This is a genomic window from Rhodococcus sp. RS1C4, assembly GCF_002258225.1.
Lineage (GTDB): Bacteria > Actinomycetota > Actinomycetes > Mycobacteriales > Mycobacteriaceae > Rhodococcoides > Rhodococcoides fascians_E.
This window is the reverse complement of record NZ_NOXZ01000051.1, coordinates 128,426-146,652: the sequence shown is the minus strand read 5'-3', so window position 1 is coordinate 146,652 and position 18,227 is coordinate 128,426. Positions and strand designations below refer to the sequence as shown.

The 18,227-nt window shown below is 61.5% G+C and carries 18 protein-coding genes; 8 read left to right on the top strand and 10 right to left on the bottom strand.

Features of this window, described 5'->3' with window-relative positions; all coding sequences use genetic code 11:
* Positions 1–389 precede the first annotated feature (389 nt).
* A complete protein-coding gene (locus CH289_RS26870) occupies positions 390–1,256 on the top strand; it encodes a phosphoadenosine phosphosulfate reductase domain-containing protein (protein WP_052049301.1) in 867 nt (288 codons plus the stop codon).
* 134 nt (positions 1,257–1,390) lie between these two features.
* On the opposite strand, the gene CH289_RS26865 is transcribed toward CH289_RS26870, so the two are convergent.
* The 3 genes from CH289_RS26865 to CH289_RS26850 form a co-directional block, all read right to left on the bottom strand.
* On the bottom strand, positions 1,391–2,395 hold the full coding sequence (locus CH289_RS26865) for a DUF6615 family protein (RefSeq protein WP_141215919.1): 1,005 nt from the start codon (positions 2,393–2,395) through the stop codon (positions 1,391–1,393).
* A gap of 52 nt (positions 2,396–2,447) precedes the next feature.
* On the bottom strand, positions 2,448–3,017 hold the full coding sequence (locus CH289_RS26860; protein WP_303396048.1) for a MerR family transcriptional regulator: 570 nt from the start codon (positions 3,015–3,017) through the stop codon (positions 2,448–2,450).
* 681 nt (positions 3,018–3,698) lie between these two features.
* Positions 3,699–4,556 carry a LysR family transcriptional regulator gene (locus CH289_RS26850; RefSeq protein WP_176460259.1) on the bottom strand — a complete coding sequence of 286 codons (858 nt, stop codon included), beginning with the start codon at positions 4,554–4,556 and terminating at the stop codon, positions 3,699–3,701.
* Positions 4,557–4,648: 92 nt separating this feature from the next.
* On the opposite strand from CH289_RS26850, the gene CH289_RS26845 reads away from it, so the two are divergent.
* The 7 genes from CH289_RS26845 (at position 4,649) to CH289_RS26815 (ending at position 12,634) form a co-directional block, all read left to right on the top strand.
* The gene (locus CH289_RS26845; RefSeq protein WP_230591638.1) at positions 4,649–5,641 is read left to right on the top strand and encodes a DMT family transporter; all 993 of its coding nucleotides are present in this window, start codon (positions 4,649–4,651) and stop codon (positions 5,639–5,641) included.
* Positions 5,592–6,428 carry a hypothetical protein gene (locus CH289_RS26840; RefSeq protein ID WP_052049299.1) on the top strand — a complete coding sequence of 279 codons (837 nt, stop codon included), beginning with the start codon at positions 5,592–5,594 and terminating at the stop codon, positions 6,426–6,428. Before CH289_RS26845 ends, CH289_RS26840 begins: the two co-directional genes overlap by 50 nt.
* 22 nt (positions 6,429–6,450) lie before the next feature.
* A complete protein-coding gene (locus CH289_RS26835) occupies positions 6,451–6,762 on the top strand; it encodes a hypothetical protein (RefSeq protein ID WP_032364824.1) in 312 nt (103 codons plus the stop codon).
* Positions 6,759–8,237, top strand: a complete 1,479-nt coding sequence (locus CH289_RS26830; protein WP_052049298.1) for a pyridoxal phosphate-dependent decarboxylase family protein — start codon at positions 6,759–6,761, stop codon at positions 8,235–8,237. Before CH289_RS26835 ends, CH289_RS26830 begins: the two co-directional genes overlap by 4 nt.
* Complete coding sequence (locus CH289_RS26825) at positions 8,234–9,241, top strand: cupin domain-containing protein (protein WP_052049297.1); 1,008 nt, start codon at positions 8,234–8,236, stop codon at positions 9,239–9,241. The genes CH289_RS26830 and CH289_RS26825 overlap by 4 nt, the downstream gene beginning before the upstream one ends.
* Positions 9,238–9,972 (top strand): type 1 glutamine amidotransferase domain-containing protein, encoded by a 735-nt coding sequence (locus tag CH289_RS26820; protein ID WP_052049296.1) that lies wholly within the window; start codon positions 9,238–9,240, stop codon positions 9,970–9,972. The genes CH289_RS26825 and CH289_RS26820 overlap by 4 nt, the downstream gene beginning before the upstream one ends.
* A 757-nt stretch (positions 9,973–10,729) precedes the next feature.
* Positions 10,730–12,634 (top strand): hypothetical protein, encoded by a 1,905-nt coding sequence (locus tag CH289_RS26815; RefSeq protein ID WP_032364823.1) that lies wholly within the window; start codon positions 10,730–10,732, stop codon positions 12,632–12,634.
* Between the two features lie 516 nt (positions 12,635–13,150).
* Here CH289_RS26815 and CH289_RS26810 read toward each other — a convergent pair.
* From CH289_RS26810 to CH289_RS28540, 7 genes are all read right to left on the bottom strand, one after another.
* Complete coding sequence (locus tag CH289_RS26810; RefSeq protein WP_032364822.1) at positions 13,151–14,224, bottom strand: GAF domain-containing protein; 1,074 nt, start codon at positions 14,222–14,224, stop codon at positions 13,151–13,153.
* Complete coding sequence (locus CH289_RS26805) at positions 14,221–15,261, bottom strand: sporulation-delaying protein SdpB family protein (RefSeq protein WP_141214631.1); 1,041 nt, start codon at positions 15,259–15,261, stop codon at positions 14,221–14,223. The genes CH289_RS26810 and CH289_RS26805 overlap by 4 nt, the downstream gene beginning before the upstream one ends.
* Positions 15,258–15,917: an SdpA family antimicrobial peptide system protein gene (locus tag CH289_RS26800; protein ID WP_052049294.1), complete on the bottom strand. Its 660-nt coding sequence runs from the start codon at positions 15,915–15,917 to the stop codon at positions 15,258–15,260. Before CH289_RS26800 ends, CH289_RS26805 begins: the two co-directional genes overlap by 4 nt.
* Before the next feature lie 116 nt (positions 15,918–16,033).
* On the bottom strand, positions 16,034–16,606 hold the full coding sequence (locus CH289_RS26795) for a hypothetical protein (RefSeq protein WP_032364821.1): 573 nt from the start codon (positions 16,604–16,606) through the stop codon (positions 16,034–16,036).
* Between the two features lie 465 nt (positions 16,607–17,071).
* Complete coding sequence (locus tag CH289_RS26790; RefSeq protein WP_141214632.1) at positions 17,072–17,383, bottom strand: hypothetical protein; 312 nt, start codon at positions 17,381–17,383, stop codon at positions 17,072–17,074.
* Positions 17,380–17,709, bottom strand: coding sequence for a transcriptional regulator (locus CH289_RS28545; RefSeq protein WP_032364819.1), 330 nt, complete (start codon positions 17,707–17,709; stop codon positions 17,380–17,382). The genes CH289_RS26790 and CH289_RS28545 overlap by 4 nt, the downstream gene beginning before the upstream one ends.
* Positions 17,706–18,035 (bottom strand): hypothetical protein, encoded by a 330-nt coding sequence (locus CH289_RS28540; RefSeq protein WP_212555970.1) that lies wholly within the window; start codon positions 18,033–18,035, stop codon positions 17,706–17,708. The genes CH289_RS28545 and CH289_RS28540 overlap by 4 nt, the downstream gene beginning before the upstream one ends.
* Between the last annotated feature and the right edge of the window lie 192 nt (positions 18,036–18,227).

The following is an 18,227-nucleotide window of genomic DNA, read 5'->3' as shown; positions in this document are numbered from 1 at the left end:
GTTCACGGGCGGGTTCTGGCTGACCTGCACCTGAGTCCTGGAGGAGGTCACTGTCCTGCCCATCGTGGCGATCTTCCGACCCCCCTTCTGGCTCGGAATCGTTCGACTGATCGGTCGCATTGTTCGCCGCCGACGGATCAACTACCCACCGGGGCAACGCGCTGCCTGGGTCGGACTCTGTGGGACTCATCGGTCGCCACCTCTTCCTCTTGCTCATTCAACGGACGATATCCGGGCGAACATAACACCGGCACCGGACACCTCGAACAACCCGAAAACTGCTGCCGAGCGACCACACGGACGCCCATTGTGTAACCGGTAATTCCGCCTGTTCGGGGTAGCAGCTTCTGCTTCGTCCAGTCTGAAGTGTCCGTGTCCCGACTATCGTTGTGGCGGTGCGTAGCAACGATTTCGACGGCCTCGATCTCACTCGCCTGCGGTCCCTTCGATCCTCGCGACATGACATTTCGACGATCGTCGATCGCGTGGCCGAACACCTCGACGAATTCGATGGGTACGTCGCATTCAGCGGTGGAAAGGATTCCGTCGTTGCTGTTGATCTCGCCCGTCAGGCGGACCCAGATGTCCCGGTAGCTTTTTTCGATTCCGGTCTCGAATACCCCGAGACCTACGCCTACGTCGAGCAGATTGCGACGAAGCTGGGACTGGACCTGCACATCATTCGCGCTGAACCAACGCTGTTGACTGTGATGGCCCGGACCGGGGAATGGGACCACGGCGGTAGCCCGTCGGCTCATGTACCCGCGCGAGGCTTCGAGACCTTGATTGCGCAGCCTGCCCGGGCTGCGCACACCAAATTCGGTGACGGGGAGGTCTGGGGCGTGCGGGCAGACGAATCCAGGAAAGGAACCGGCAGGTGGTCGATGTACTACTCCGCTCTCGCACGTGAGATCAACGAGCGCTGCCAAGGCGCGAGCTGCTGCAGCAACAAAGCGGAGCAGCGTCGACACCACGGGGGGACGGTTCGCCGCAACGATGGAACTGTGGCCTATGGTCCGGTGTGGGACTGGTCCGCGGACGATGTGCTGGCCTATTCCCATCAGCACGAGCTTCCGAGCAACCCTGTCTACGCCAAACTGGCCGCGCTGGGCGCACCTGCAGCGAATCTGCGGGTTTCACACATTCTCGACGGAAATTTTCTCGAATCGGGCAGGGTCACTCGTCTGCGTCGAGGTTGGCCGAGCCTGTTCGAGGAGATCGCCGCAGTGCTCCCTCGAATACGCGAGTTCGTGTAGATCGCCATATCGACTGTGCGCGTGTAGCATTCCTGGTACTGAGATTGCACAGGGTGAGTCGGAGGCACACCACACGGTGGCCTCCGACTACTTTTTCGTGTCGAACCAGGAGATCTCACATCCGGCGACCGCCGCTATCCCTGGCTCATGAAAAATGAGCTTTCAGGGTTGAGCTCCAACAACAGTCGATATCCCGGTCCTGTCCGCTCGGTCTCATCTGTCAGGTTCAGCATCCGACCCACGAGATCGTCTCTGCCGATCTCGCGAGCGAATTCCCTCGCGGTGACGAGACGTTCAGCATGGCGCGCTTCATCGACTGTGGTGAGAGATTTCCGGATCGAGAACCCGCCGTTGTAGGCGGCCTGCTCGGCTGCTCTTGACGGCAGAGGATGGGTCATTTCCTCGAAGGCGTCGTCGGTGAGCGGCGATCTGTTTCCCTCCATATGGTGAAGATTTTCGGCCACCTGTCGAATTGTGGGTGTCGCGCCTCCAGATCCGGAGTGCAGGAGGTATGCCCAGGGGGTCGAGTGCACGAGATAGCGGGGGATGTAGCGCTTGTTTTTGCGGCGTCTCCTGGGGATGAGAGCCGCCGGGAAGTCCGATACCGATGGATCGCCGTGGATCGCTTTGACTTTCTGCGCCGCGGCTATTGCACACCCCCAGTCCAACGAGCCCCACAACGGGTACGGAACGTGCCCACCGTGCACCGCTCTGAGGTTTTGTGCGATCGCATCGTGATAGTGGCCTCCCACGAGAAACCTGTCCTCGGGCCACCCGTTGAAAAAGACGTACAGCGGAATTGCATCTTCGGTCAGGCTCTTGAAGATCAGGTTGTCGTATTGCTTGACTCCCTTCACTGTGTGTCCGAGCTGCTCGTACATGTCGGCATCGTGACTTGCGCGTTTCGCTTGAATTCGGAGCTTGATCCACCGCTCCTCGGCCGAAGAACCGATCCACCACTCCCAATCTGCGCCGTTTCCCGCTTCGACAGCCTTGTCGAACTTCGTCACTCGCAACGACGGAATGTGAGTCTGCAACCGAATCAAATTGAGATCGGTGAGCGTCTCTTCTCCAGGTCCGATGCCGCCTGCAATTCCCGTCTCCATCAGGTCCCACGTGTCGGAAGCAGCGAAATTCATTGCATGGACCATATGGTTGGTCCGAGGGTGTCTACTCATTCCGTAGTCGATTTCAAGCGGTCCTGCGGTCGCGTCGCGATCGCAGTTCGTCGATCCCGGCGACCTTGCCGCTTCCCGCAGCGACTGCAGGGAGCGCACGGATATCGGCAGCCACGTCCGCGACTGTATGCCCGAGCGCGATGCCGAACACGCCCTGCCCACCGCGTAACAAGTCCACAATCTCGTCGTCAGATGTGCACTCGTACACCGAAATACCGTCGCAGAGCAGGGTCACAGATGCCAGACCCTGGGCGTCACGCGCACGCAGGCACTCGATCGCAATGCGTACATTTTGCAAAGACACTCCGGCCTCGAGCAGGCGACGAATCACTTTGACCACCACGATATCGGAGAAGGCATACATCCTTTGCGATCCCGAACCGGATGCAGCGCGGATCGACGGTGACACAAGCCCTGTACGGGCCCAGTAGTCGAGCTGGCGGTACGTTACCCCAGTCACTTGCTGGACCTGGGGCGATTTGTACCCCGGACACCCGTTCACGGCGTCGTCGGCGATGCCGTTCGAGGTCTTGAAAAGCCCCGGCACGATGTCCTCGAACGAACCCTGTTCGCTGCAGCTCACAACTCGCACCCACCCTTTAATCGATCGTTCGATGCACGATACCGCTCGACATCACTCTCCTTTCTCTCCCGGCCAGCGGGCCAGCTCTGCACGTTTGGCCCGCACCGTTACTCGGTGGACAAACCGAGCAGCCATCCGATGAACGGCGTAAGACGAGGAACACCGAACCTGAAGAGCAGAAACACCGCGAGGAAGACGGCTATCGTGACCCGCCTGGATCGGAACTCCGTGAAGGAACGGATCGCTATAACGGCAGTGACTGCCACTACCAGGGAGCAGAAGTTCAGCACGTCGTCGCCGCTCGTCCGAGCAAACCTGCCGATGCAATCGGGCTGAGTGGGGTCATTTCATGGGGCGTGATGCTGTTCATCGCCGCACCGTAACGATTGTGGCACCGATGGCGGAGGTCTTGAACGGAACGTAGAATTCCCCGAATAGGGGAATTCTACGAAGCTTGATCCCACGGGCGTGTCGGACAGTGTTCGGCCACCACCGTCGCCCTGCCGACGTTCAGCATTCGCGATCTCCCGCGCTTCCGGTGGCCGTGAACCCGGATCTAGCGCATACCTGCGCCCTGACAATCACTGCCATACAACCTGTTTCGCAGATGTCATATGCCTGCCCGTTACCTTTTGAGCAGTCCTGAGAACCGAGCGTTACGGGTGCAGGTCGGCCGCGGAATCAGCCTGCGAGAATCACGTTCATCGCATTCAGGAGCGCGCCGACAGCCGGGATTCGGGTCGAGCTCGCCGCACGCAACGAACGCGTCACGGCCGGCTCGGTCGGCAGATACCGCACCCCGGCCGTTCGGACTCGCGCGGTGTCCGGAACCAGCGCGACGGCCAGACCTGCTTCGACGAGGGCCAGTTGGGTCGAATAGTCGGACACCTCGTAGCGGATCGTCGGTTCGACTCCAGCTTCGCGCAATGCGTGCACGAGCGCGGAGTGCGCATCCGACCCTGATGGGCATACCGTCCAGATCGATTCCGTTTCGCCGGAGAGGGTTGCCATCTCACGGCTATCCTCGATCGGTACCGCGAGGTGTACATCCTCGGTGTGGAGGGTGTGGACGTCGATACCTGCGGGGACCGTCGCCGGCCGATGGTCCCAGGACTCGAAGACGACGAGATCGAGGGTGCGGTGCTGGAGGCGGTCGAGCAAATCGATTCCTTCTCCGTCGACGACCTCGGGGCGCAGCAGTGGATACGTGCGAGCGAGGTCTGCCAGAGCTGGGACCACCAGCCGACGTAATGCACTTGCGACCGCGCCTACTCTCAGCGCTCCGGCAACGTCGGTATCGATCGAGGCAAGGTCGTCTTCTGCGGCTTCGGCGAGAGCGGACATGGCGGCCGCACGTGTCGCCAGTGCGCGACCGGCGGGGGTCAGCCGTATCGACCTTCCCTCTCTCTCGACCAGGGTGGTGCCGGCTTCCTTCTCCAACTTGCGGATGTGTTGCGACACTCCAGGTCCGGTGAGGTGTAAAGATTCTGCAGCTCGAGTGACAGAACCTTGTTCGGCTACTGCGGCGAAAACTTTCATCCGATCCCACGACAACATATAAGTGATACTACTGTTTTAGCGGTAGAACTGGCTAGTAGACTTATCGGTTTGTAACTGGTTGCCTTGACCAGGTGACCAGAACCGCGATACCGAGAGCTGACGCCGCCGATCGGGGGGTGGGCGGGAATGCGGCGCTGGTCATCGCCGGTGCCGCGTCGCTGTCGCTGTCCGCCACCTTCGTCAAACTCGCCGATGTCACCTCGGGGACGGCGGCATTTCTACGATGTCTTATCGCGCTGGCGGCTCTCGTTCCGATGGCGCTGTGGGAACTTCACCGACGCGGCGCAATGCCGACGAGGTTGTATCCCATGGCCATTGGTGCCGGAGTCTTCCTCGGAGCGGACTACGTGATGTGGACCGCGAGCATCCTCGACGTCGGTGCCTCGATCGCCACCGTCCTTATCAATGTCCAGGTCGTCGTGCTGCCGCTGATCGCGCTCGTCGTCGATCGAACCGCAATCCCCCGACGATTCCTCATGGCGGTGCCTTGCATGCTGCTCGGCGTTGCACTCGCCGGCGGACTCATCGGCGGAACAGGAGCCGACAACGCGCTCCGCGGGTCCATCCTGGGAATCTCCGCCGGTGCCGCGTACGCGGCCTACCTGTTCCTGAACCGCCGCTCCACCCAGCGAAGCCCCAGCCATCTGGTCACCCCGATCTGTGTGGCCACCGCATCGGCAACGGTCACTGCCGGCATTGTCTCGGCAGGCCTCGGAGACCTCGATCTCGACATCTCCGCGGCCGCGTGGGGATGGATGATCGCGCTCGCTTTGCTCGGACAGGTTGCCGCCTGGCTGTTCATCAGTTCGGGATCCCGATCGCTGGCGGCTAATACCGTCGCGGCCTTACTCCTGCTGCAGCCTGTGCTGGCTATCGCGTTCGGATTCGTTGTCCTCAGCGAGCGACCCACCTGGATTCAACTGGCCGGAGCCGCCGTCGTCGTCGGAGCCGTCTGGACCGCAACCCGACACCCCCACCACCCTGACTCCACTTCAAGCCACGGAAGAGGCCTTCATGACCCCATCTCCGACGAGCATCGATCGAGTCGTCCTACCCACCGATAGCACCATCCCCGTCGCCCGCAGCGCCGAATACGACACCTACTTCAGGATCTCCCGCAGCGCCGACCCGCACGCGTGGGCGGTCAGCGCACTGACCGTCGTCACCGCCATCACCACAGATCTGCCGCAGTCCACTCTGGACAACGACTCACGACTCCGCCTACTCGACGCCCTGGCCGTAGTCGTCGGCGACGCCTCCGCCGCAGCAGCTGTGGCCGCACAGGGACGAGATCCTTCCCCGCTGGCAGCGCCGGCAGACCACAGCACGGACGATCGCACCCCGCAGGCTCCCAACGACGCTGCACGACAAGCGATCACACGCTGGAAGAAGGGCCACCACCTGTTCCACCTGTTCGTCATATCCATGAACAGCCGGCTCGCGGCAGTGCTGGAGTGCCTTGCAAACAAGCAGTGGCCCGCTCTCGCCCACCAACTCACCGAACTAGGGACTCTCTACGCCGGGGCGACCGAGAGCATGCGGTACGCGTCCGATTTCTCACCGGAGATCTACCGTGACTTCGTCCGGCCATCCATGGAACCGCCCTGGCTCGAACCCGGGTTCTCCGCCGTGTTCAACCGGGATCACGACGTGATGCTCACCCGCGCCAAGATCGTCCGTACAACACTCAAGACGGCTGAACTTCCCGGCGTCGCAGCAGATTCCGCACGACGGCTCTGGAAGAGCCAGGCCGAGAACCGGCGCGCCCACCAACTCATCTGCCAACGATTCGTCCCCGGCGGCGATTCACTGCTGCAAGAGCACTTCGACAGCACCGGTCAGAGCAACTGAAACAGAAAGGCTTCGCCCTCTCATGATCACCGTCATCGAAACCTGGCACCTGACCGCCGAAGCGGCCGAGAACGCCCTCTCGGTCCTGCAAGAAATGGACGAACTCCTCGACGACAACGCACACCACCACCCGGGGTGGGCGGGCCACGCGCGCTTCTTCCAGCACGCATCGGACCCCCAACGCGTAACGATGACCTACCCCTGGGAAAGCGCCGAGCACGCCACGCACCTCATCGAATCGGAGACGCCACTACTCGAAGATTTCTACCGCCGGTACTGCGAACGCCCCCGCGAGGTCGTCTTCGCCCACGAGCTGCCGGTCGACGTCGAATGACCCCCGACCCAACAAAGCCGACTGGCGACTGGACTCCCGAGCAGCTCAAAGCCTTCGGCACCGACACCCTCGATCGAATATGTCGACACTTCGCCGCGCTCGACGACGTGCCCGTCACGACGCCGGCCGATGCGGCCGATGTCGCCGACGCGATCGACAGCGAGCTGCCATCCGAGGCAACAGATTTCGCCGACATACTCGACGACACCTGGAACAACGTCGTTCCGCATTTGACGCACTGGAACCATCCACGATTCCACGCCTACTTCAGCAACAGTTCCTCCGGACCGGCCATCCTCGCCGAGATGACCGCTGCGGCATTGAACGTCAACGTCATGTTGTGGAAGAGCGCGCCCTCGGCTGCCGCCGTCGAAGACACCGTCACCAGATGGCTCGCCGAACTGCTCGACTACCCCGCCGCAGACGCACTGCTCGTCGACGGTGCATCACTGGGCACGTTCTACGCGTTGGCCGCCGCCCGCCACCGGGCACAGCCCGAGGTTCGACATCACGGAACATCCGGCCAGAAACCCGGCCGGATCTACACCTCCGACCAGGCCCACTCGTCGGTCGACAAAGCTGCGATCGCTCTCGGCATCGGGCTCGACAATGTCGTACGCCTACCCACCGACGCTAGCGGCCAACTCGATCCTGCTGCTCTGTCGACTCGCATTGGATCGGACGTCGCGGACGGTTACACACCGATCGCTGTTGTCGCCACCGTCGGTACGACCACTTCAGGTGCTCTCGACCCGGTCGAGGCGATTGCGGCCGTGTGCCGCGACCACCGAGTGTGGCTGCACGTCGACGCCGCGTACGGAGGCTTCTGGCGCATAGCCCCGGCCATCGCGCAGGTCCTTCCGTCACTCGCGGCCGCCGATTCTCTCGTCGCCAACCCACACAAAGTGCTCTTCACCCCTATGGAGTGCGGGGCACTGTTCTGCCGTCACCCCGGAGCACTCGAAGCCGCCTTCACACTGGTTCCCGAATACCTGCGTACCGACACCACCGGCGGTATCGACTACATGAATTACACCCTCAACCTTGGGCGACAATTCCGAGCTCTGAAACTGTGGTGGACCCTGCGCGCCTTCGGAATACGAGGCATCCGAACTCGACTCGAACACAGTCTCACCCTGGCGACGAGGCTGCGAGACGCCCTTGCCGCAGACCCGCGGTGGCATCTCGCGAACGATTCGCCGCTCCCCTTGCTCTGCCTCCGGATCTCCTCTGCCGACGGACAGGCGACGCGGAAGATCCTCGAGACCGTCAACAGCACCCACCGGACGCTGCTCTCCCACTCCGAGCTCAACGGCCACTACGTCATCCGAGTGTCCATCGGCAACATCCACACCACTGCCGACCACATCGACCAACTGGTTGCCGAGCTCACCGAGGCAGCCGACGCCGTCGTCGGCACACCCCGTCCACTCGCTTCAGTGACCGTCACCCAACAGGAGGTATCCGCGTCGTGACCACCACCATTTCCACCGAGGCCATGCTGCACGAGAAGGCGGCAGCAATATCCGCCATCGGGCGGTGGTCCGCGGCCAACGAGAACTTGCCGTGGGCCCCGGCCCCCGACTCCCATGCCGTGCACTGGAGTTATGCCGAGCTTCGACCGCTCGCGATCGCGGCAGCCGACATGGTCAAGGGCGACCGAGCAGCTCTACGGGTACTGACCCTCGCCAATCCGGGCCATGCCCGCGAGGCCGCCGTCGGATATCTCTATTCGGGGCTGCAGATCATCAACCGCGGTGAAGGTATGACCCCGCATCGGCACGCGCCGACGGCCCTGCGCTACATGCACGAGGGTGACGGGGCATGGACGGCCGTCGGTGGAACCAAGATGTATCTCGAGCCTCGCGACGTGGTGATCACCCCCGCCGGCGAATGGCATGAGCACGGCAACGACAGCCCCACCGACTCCCCCGCCATCTGGCAGGACTGCACCAACGACCCCCTCGTCGCCGCCCTCGCCGCGACACAGTTCGAGCTCCACACCGACAACACCCACCTCGAGCCCCACATTTTCGCGCAGGACAGACACCACCGAAACCTGAGCGAGCCGCTGCTCTACAAGTGGGACAACGTACTTCGCGCCCTCGGTGAGCAACAGCGGACCCACGAGGCCGACCCGCACCACGCATACCGACACACCCTGCACGCAGAAGGAACCCACGACCCTGTCACACCGGTCATCGATGCTGCATTCACACTCCTACCTGCAGGGATCCGAACACAACCGATGCGGCGCACCGCTTCCGCCGTCTTGATCGGGGCACAAGGGTTGTCCACCATCCACGTCGACGGAAAGCCGTTCCGGTGCAGCGAAGGAGACAGCATCGCCGTTCCATCGTGGTCGACTGTCAGCTACGTCAACGACACCGACATTCCAGCCGTGCTGTTCGAGTTCAACGACGCGCCCGCGATGACCGCCCTCGGTCTCTACCGCGAAGAGAAAGACGCACAACGGTGACACCAACGTCGACCATCACGATCCTGCTGTCCGAAGCCCACATCCTGACGCTCAATGACGGCTCCACTCGACCATGCGGCTTCTGGGCCGAAGAGTTCATCACAGCCCATCGAATCTTCACGGCCGCAAACATACGGACGATCATCGCGACACCCGGCGGCGGCGCTGCGCACGTCGAACCCGACAGCATGCACGCCCCTCACAGCCCAGACCCTGACGGGTACAGAACGTACCTATCCGGTCTGAGCGAGAATTTGCGCGCGCCGGCCGCGCTCGAAACGGTTGACCCCTCTACCGTCGACGGGATCTTTGTGCCCGGCGGCTACGGGCCAGTGGTGGACCTGCACAAGAACTCTCACGTTGGAGAGTTTCTCCGCGCGCTCCGACGGGAGGGGACCCCGATCGCGACGGTCTGCCATGGAACTGCGGCGTTGCTTGCCGACACCGCATCCGGAGCAACGTGGCCGTATGCAGCCCTGACGATGACGAGTTTCTCGGACCAAGAGGAAGCCGATGTAGGACTGCTCGGCACGCTCCCCTTCACCGTCGAGCAGGAAATCCGGCGCCGGGGCGGCACGTACACCGCAGGACACCCGTGGCAGCAGCACATCGAAATCACCGACACCCTCATCACCGGACAGAACCCCGCCTCCACCGAGGCGGTCGCAGAACAGCTGACCCAACGGATCGCAAACTACTCCAGTTCGACTACCCGTTCAGGAACTCGCTAGTTCACCGGCCGGTTGACCTCTCGGCTTTGTCCCTGGATGGAACTGCTCGGAACGCTGTAACGTGCGTGGGATTTAGAATTTTATAGGCCTATTCTGTCTGTCAGCACCTGATTGACGTCTTGGCCGAAGTCGCCACGACCAGCATTCTTAACCACTGACCGACCGAAACGAAAACACGACCATGACAACTGACATTACAGATACAGAAAACCCGCCACCCTAGGTCGAGTGACGGGTCTTTCCATCGATTAAAGCGCCGAAATAATGCAAATCAACATTAATATCGAAGGGATCAATGTAGACGCTGCTACAACCAATCCCGTTGTTGCCTTAATTACTTCTGTCACGGCAACAATGATCGCCGCTAAGGTGTATAATTTATCTATCACGATTCAAATAGGTCCTCCATTCAATAGATTTACCGATGCTTTTCCGGCATCCACCAATTATAGCAGGTAATTCACCTTTTCGCTTGAGCAACCCATTCCTCCAAACGATGATAACGAACTCTGCGAAGAGTAGAAGGCAGATACTTTAAGTAGTCCTATTGTCGCATCAATTCTGCCGCGCCGCTGCCCGGCAGACCTTACGGAATTGACCGCTTCGATACCTGCGATAGCACTTCCCGGATCACCGGCCAAAACGATTCAAGACCTCGCCTCAATCACCCCGGAGGCGTCGTGCATGCTGGGACCACTCTACAGCTGGCTGACTGCATTCGGCGACCTAGCATTGCTCGACCTCGTAGGCTGCACGAATGGACAGAGCAAGCATTCCGTCGCCTGGCGATATGGACCATCTGAGCAGCGCAGAACGCAAAGCGAAGCGCAAAGATGACCGTGGACGGCGAGTCGGCACCAACGTGCGCGATTACGAGCGCATGTGCGGATCTGGACCCGATCGATTGGCCGAGACTCTGATTGCGCGCCACAACGTCAGGATGAAGAACACGGAGAAGCTGCCGGATGGATTCCGATTCGAAGCAATCCTTTTTCTGGCACCGATAGCAATACTGGATATCGCGCATCGCAAGCTGAACCTTACTTTGGATCGCGCACCGTCAGCCTATTATGGCAAATGGCCTCACGACCTCGGCTGGGGAGTGGACAGCTGCGTCGCGGCCACCCGACTGCTTCTCGCAGGACAAGTGGTGGCCGCTGCCACGATCGCCCGACAACAACTCGAACGATGGACTGCGGTCATGGCACCTGTCGTCGGAGTCGAGCAACATCCGTCTGAAAAAGTGGAGGACTTCATTGCGCGTGCGTGGACCGCATACGCCGAGCGCATGCCAAATCCTGGCGCACCGCCGGAATCATCCAACATCGAGGGCGACGCAGACCCGACTACTGCGCAAGATATCGAGGGCGACGACAGCTCCGCAAGCACAGAGGAGCCAACCGCGCCTCATAAGCACGTCGTCCTGGCGAACGGACGTGAAGTATGCCCAGCCGTCGTCTACGGCGTTCTCAGCGAAATAATGCATGCGCGACTCTTCGAGGAAGCCATGTGGTGGGAGTCGGCCGCGCTCCTGAGCAGATTCGATGTACCAAGTGTCGTATACGGCGCGGTGGACTGCATAGCGGATGCGTTGAGCTTGAGCCTTACCCAGATTCAATACATGACGGCTGCTGGCCTGTATCGGCAGGGCGATCCCGAGGACGCCGTGACGTTGATAGCAAGTATCAACCTTGCCGTACGGCCTTCGGCTGACGTCGCGGGTGAAGAACCACCAGACGATGCCCTCCCGTATTCGTCATCGTTCGTACTGCCGAGATTGCCTACCGTCATGCCATTGTCGCCCGATGAAGGCCTCTTGCCGGTGTTTGTTCGCTACCTAGACGATCAACGATCCACGTACGAGTCGCTGGCCTGGAATCATCGGCCCGCAGGTCGCTTGTATCGGGACGACGAGCTTGCGACGTTAGCCTTCGGCGCTCATCGCCAGGCGAGTGCATCGTTTGCGCTACGAGCCCTCGCCGCCGAGCGAGACGAACTAGGCGACGATTTCAACATTGACTCGGTGGCCTCGCGCGGGACGAACTACATCGTGGTTGCCGAGTTGGCGGCTCTTGCTGCTCTGTGGACACGCAACGGTCCTCTGATACCAGCAGCATCGACTCCCCTGGCTCTGGTGTCGTCGACGTTGCGGTCCGCATACTGGTTGTGGTTGGAAGACGACGACCGGGCGATGGCTTCGCTTCGATGCACGCTAGAGCAAATCGCTCGATCCAGGGTCCACCGGACGAAACCGGCGAAAGCGGAGCGCCTTGAAGAATCCGTGCACAACAAGCCTCAGCGGTGGATAGAGGCCGCCGGGTGGGGTCGACTGTCGGCTTGGAATCGAGTGTTGGGCGCGTACGCGCACGCCCACAAAAAGCCTAATTGGGAAGGCGCTAGAGAGCTCCTGAAGGACTTGCAGCTCGACGCGGACGAGCCGTACGCCTTGCAGCGAGCGCGTGGTGACGCACTGAATGTGGTGACGACTCTGGTGGCGCACGAGTCAATCAGCATTCTGGCTCTCTTCTCACAGAAGGTGGCGGCTACCGCAGCTGAACTGCTGGAAAACCACTCAGGCTTGGACATGACACGGGAATGGATGGATGCGTTGATGAGTAACGCACTTGCCCATCGGAAAACACCGATTACAGAACAAGACTGATCGGCCAGCCCGAACACCCCGCTCCGGTAGCTACTCGACGGGCTGGGCGGCGTCGGCGGGGCACCATTGGTGATCGAGCTGAAGGTACCCCTTGCCGTTGCCGATCGGAATTTTGAAACTTAGGCAGCAAATCCACTGTCCCCGTCCAGTTTTCGCCCATGCGTGAAGAAGCCCAGGGGCCTTGACGTCCATCGCGAGACCTTCCGATCTCTCGCCTGTCCGTCGCTGTTGCTGAAGCGGGTCGAATAGAGCTAAGTGGCTCGAAGGTCACGGGCCAGTTCTCTCACAGTTCGCTGGTCAAATGCACGACCGCTCGCCTGTGCGGCCGGTGGGCGACAGACATGTCCGCGCCGGCGGGCCTGCAGCGCAGTAATCTGCTCGCCGAAACGTGGGTGCGCTGTGTGATGCCGCGTCCGTGAACGGTGGTTTCGATGGTAATCGACCAGATACGGCCCCTCCCTGCTCGATACCGCCGTGGCCGACGGCCTGAGAGAACCTCATCGACGTCGTTCAAGGTCACGGCGAACAGTATGCCGCGGTCGGAAAGGTGTTGTCGTATAACACGACATCTGCGGAGCTACCGGCTCCGACCTCACCCACTCTGCGTACGGTGACCAATGCTGCGCGCGCTTTCGCACCCAGAGGCAATGGGGCAGCTCTGATTTCGTACTTCTCGTAGTGGCCGGTTTCGTGGAGCAACCGAATTGTCTCTGGCGTTCGAGCAGTGGCCGCAGGTTGTTGTACGGCTGTCGCCAGAAGTCGTGCGCACGGCAGGTCTTCGGGGTGTATGACGGGCCGCGCTTTAGTGGCGATGCTTCTCCACGCCAGTCCGGGCGGCGGTGCGGTGTGCCAAACCAGCAACATCAGCGTGGCGGGATCGACGATCGCAAGGTGTTCTTGGGGACGTAAGAGCGAGTGAACGATGAGGTCCGACAAGTGAGTAGCGGCGCTCTGGGGTGGCAGCGGGGAGGGTCCGAGGTCGTGCGAGAGGCCGTGGAACACACGGTCTCCTGTCGCGCGGTCGAGGCGAATGCGACCGGTCACGTTCACTCGGCGCTGCGCATGGTCTGCAGTGGCCTTCACTGTGGTCAGTTGCACTGCTGTGTCGGCGTGTGCGGCCACGAGGTGTCCCAGAGCTGGGGCGGCGTCGACGCCGAGATCATGTGGCTCGATGGCGTCGGCAACAGTACGCTGTCGGCCGTGGTGGGGCGCTGCCATCGTGATTGCGGTTCCTCGCGTGAGATTCCATTCGAAGGCGTGAGCGGACGGCGGAGCTGCAGATGCCTCCTCGACAGGTGAAATGAGCAGCCACACAGCTCGTGTACGACCGCGGTGATCGAGGATCGGCTCGGCGGTCACCCTCTTGCGGCCGGCCGTGACGTCGTGACGTCGTCCCGTATCGGATGCCGAGCGGACCGCATCGAGTGCCGCGGTGCGGTGGGAACCGCGGAGAAACTTCTGTAGTGGAGTTGCCCGGCGTGAGGTGTCGCCCACTCCCACCACGGTGTGTTCGTGCGGTCCGAGGGTGTCGATCAACAGCCACTGATGGCGCGTGTCGCGGCTGGCGTGGTGAGTGGATTGGGTCGTCATCGCTCGTCCGACCCGATGGCTTCGGGAGGGCCCGCTGTAGCGGTGATGGGGTCTGTGACATCGGGGCGGCGGCTTCGGTCGCGATCGAGCTCGCTCACGTCGAGGGTTGATCGTGTGCCGTCCGTCGAGAATGTGGTGCGCCGGCGGGTGGGCATCGCGGCGATGATCGCGGATCCGATCATGATCGTGGAGAAGCTCCACAGTCCCATGGTCGCGATGATCCCGACGTGTAGCACGATGTCGAGTGTCAGGCCCACTTTGCGCCATCGTCTCGTGCCTAGAAACAGGATTCCGATCAGCAGTTCGATGACCAGTGCTCCCCAGGTCATCGAGATCACCAATGCCGGTATGTTCGAGGTCCAGATCAGCATCGGTTCGAGTGGGTAGCTTGCTCCGAATGCGTTGTCGCGCAGGAAATAGTACTCGGCGGTCCCGTTGACCCAGTCCGAGACACCGAACTTGCTGATCGCACTGTCGAAGTAGATGAAGGCCAGCTGCAGTCGCAGCGCGAGCAGGCATGCGTACGAGAGGGGTTGAATCCACCGGTTGGGTTCGGTGGTGGGGTGTTGCCAATGCCAGCCTCTGTCGTCGAGGAGGGCAAGGGGGACGATCAGGATGCAGACGATGCGCACGACCGATTCGCCACCGTCGGGCAGTGCGATGCTGCCGGCGATCGAGTAGGCGACCCAGGCATGTGGGAGTGCGGTCACTCGGGGACGCCACCCTGTGGCCACCAGCAGCAGGATTGCGGCCATGCCCCAGTGTCGCCACTCCAGTGGGATGGCGTCGTGTCCGAGGCAGTACAGAGATGCGCTCTGCACTCCGGCGCAATGCGGAGCATCGTTCTGTCCGATCACCGGCACCATCAACGCAGCTGGGGTGGTGAAGAGCAGGATCGACAGCTGAGCTAGCGCCAGGACGGTGCGGCCGGTCCCGAACCACCTGTTGCGAGGATCGTGCTCGGAGACTTTTCGGTAGACGTACTCCACTGTGTCGTTGATGGTGCCTGCGGTCTCGAGCCGAGCGGTGGTCATCATGAGCACTGCACATTCAGGTGCGCGGTTGCGGTGACTTTCCGATATTCGTCCGTGAGACGTCGGAAGCTCCAGGGTGTGGTGTGCTCTTCGGTCAGGACGACGTCTCCACAGACGGTCGGTATCGGTGAGTTGCTCGTCACCTCGTCCGGAACAGACTCGGCAGCGGTGACAATGCATGTGGCCGTTGGGTCGTCGCAGGGCAACCAGGTTCGGACGGCGGCGTTGAGGAACCCGAGTTCGGGGCCTTGCGCCCGTTGGGTGCGCGATAGCCCGTAGAGGTTGGTCACCGCTCCCTGTGGGGTCTTCATCAGGCTGTAGACAGCATCGGCACTGTCGACGGTGTAGGCACCGACCTGGGTTCCTTCCGGATCGCGGGTGAAGAATGCCCAGTCCTGTGGATCCAATGCGTTGAACGCCGTCCGGACGGGGTGATCGCCGTCGCGTGTGAACAAGACGTTGCTGGGCAGTGTGAAGACTATGGCGAAGGCGAAACCGCCGACTACTACTGCCGCGGCGACCACGAAGAGCAGAACAATCAGCACCTTCGGTGGCCGACGTTGCGCCCCAATAGAAGTCGAGTACTCGCCGCGACCGGCCTCGATTGTGCTCGCTGTTGCCTCGTCGATCTGGTGCAGCTCGGGTCGAACGTCTGTCATGGCGGGCTCTCATGCTCGGACGTGGCTGATCGGATGGGTCGACCACCCCTGGGTGCGGTGCACGGATCGAAGCGGGATCGAGGCAACGCACCCAGGGGCGAAAGCGTTGACGGGTCTCAGAGCGCTGAGGTCACCAACGCAGCAGTCTCGGTTCGCTCGAAGTCGCCCTTTCGATTCAGGTCGAAGCCGTAGGAGATCGCATCGGGGACGACGTAGAGCACGACCCCTACTTCGGTCGCAGCTGCGACGTTGGCGTACCCGACTGCGTTGAGGACGCCGGCCACATTGATCTCTACAGCGATGTTGGAGTCGTGGTAGAAAAATCCGTCGGTATGGACATCTCCGCCGGACTCACTCGCGCCACTTTGCGCGGCCAACGTCTTCAGATCAGCCGAGATGGTGTCGATACCCTTCTGAGCCTGGTAGGGATCGTTCGCCTGAACGGCGTGGGTCACCGAGGAGTGGAAGTTCGGATCGACAGAGACCAGGGCATCGGTGAGTTGGCCGATCTGTTCGTCAGTGGCGGTAGGTGCTCCTTCGACCTTGAATTTGGCGGCGACGTCCGGATGGTCCTGCGCCGCACGGCCGCTGGCGAGCGCGAGTAGCCCCACCACGTCCTGGTCGGTGTATTTATCCTGCTTCGGACCGGTCGCCGATGCGGCCTGCACCGGCGCGTCGTGAACGGTCAAGGCCTGAGCAGTCCCTACTGCCCCGAGACTCAGGACCACCAGCGGGGCGGCAATAGCGGCGGCGACTTTAACTTTACGTGGGAACACAATTCATCCTCGAAGGGTGTGTTTCGACGAGACCCCTATACCGGCGGGCGACGCCGAGGCGGCTTCGATCGACGGGTTCGCCGACTCGAGCGCTCGATTTGCCACGCCGATGACCGCGTGGACCACCCCAGACCGTGCCGACTACGCAGCTCCACGCAACTGCTATCGCGCACCGATTTCCCCACCATGCCTACGCAGCAACGGCACATGCGGGTCGCCTGGCCGGTTCGCCGATGGACAGTCCGTCGGCGAACAAAACAAACCGAACAAGCTGATACTAACGACGAGACAGGCGGGTGTAAACCTTTACGAAGGACTAATTAACGAGACAAACGATCCGAATGGGACGACTGACGTGAAACCTCGCTATTGGGATTTCTACGGCTCGATGATGTTGAACTGTGCAGAGTTTCGCACTCCCAGGCGTGCAGTGATGCGACTACCGATTCGATGGTCGAGTAGCTTTTCGCTCAATGCGAGGCGCTGCGCGGGCCGACCTCGGTAGTGAAAGTAGACGCCGATTCGGTTGGCGGTAGACGGGATCTCGACGTCGTTGGTGCCCCAGTTCAATTCGTGGCCGCGCCCATCGACTTCGAGGCCAGGTTTGGTGAACAACGCGTGAAACCACGTATTCACCCACGCTGGCTTCACAGAGACAGTTGCAGTAATGGTGTCGACGGGAGAAGTCATGTGGGTTGCTCACCTTCCGGTACGAACTTGATGATGTCCTGCAGGGCTTGCATGTGTTCACCGAGCGCGGTACGTCCGCGGTCGGTGGCCCGTATCCATGTGCGCGAGTACCGAGCGGTTCGACCCTTCTCTACCGCAACGTACCCGGCCGCTTCGAGAGCTGACACATGTTGAGAAAGTAGAGAATCACTGATCTGAAGTGCCGATGCGAGGATCTTGAACTCCACCGCAGCCACACCTTCCCTCGACGCAGCCGCCAGAATCGACAGTCGAATCGGCTGGGTCAGTGCTCGATCGAGTTGGTGCCGTGGATGATCGACCGTCACGACGTTCGCACTCCGCGCACCGACACCAACACCGGGACGACGGCGACGATACCTGCGCCGGCCAGTACCAACGCACCGGATGCGACCGCCAGTATCAAGCCATGGGGCGCTATACAAAGAGCGATCGTGGCGACGCCGATCAACACCGTTCCGACGGTGGTCGACCCGGAGGAGTCCCGTCCCGGTGGCAATGGGACACCAATCGACTTGCCTATCAACAGAATCGCGCATATCGCCAGAATCGCTACAGCGGCGGGCAACCAGACCCAGCCAGGCTCGACGAACCCCATTACTGCATAACCAGCCGCCGCGACCACCACTGCCACCGACGAGAGCGTAAGTGAACGCCCACGGGATGAGGCACTGCGGTGATGGCTGCCGATTCGGCGTGAAGCCTGCTCGGACTCGAACAGCGCTCGCGCTGAGTCGAATTGCTCGGACATTTTTGCCTCCCTAGCTGATCTCCCACGAGCCTAACCGCTACTTTAAGATTCGTAAAGTAGTAATCCTCAGGGGAC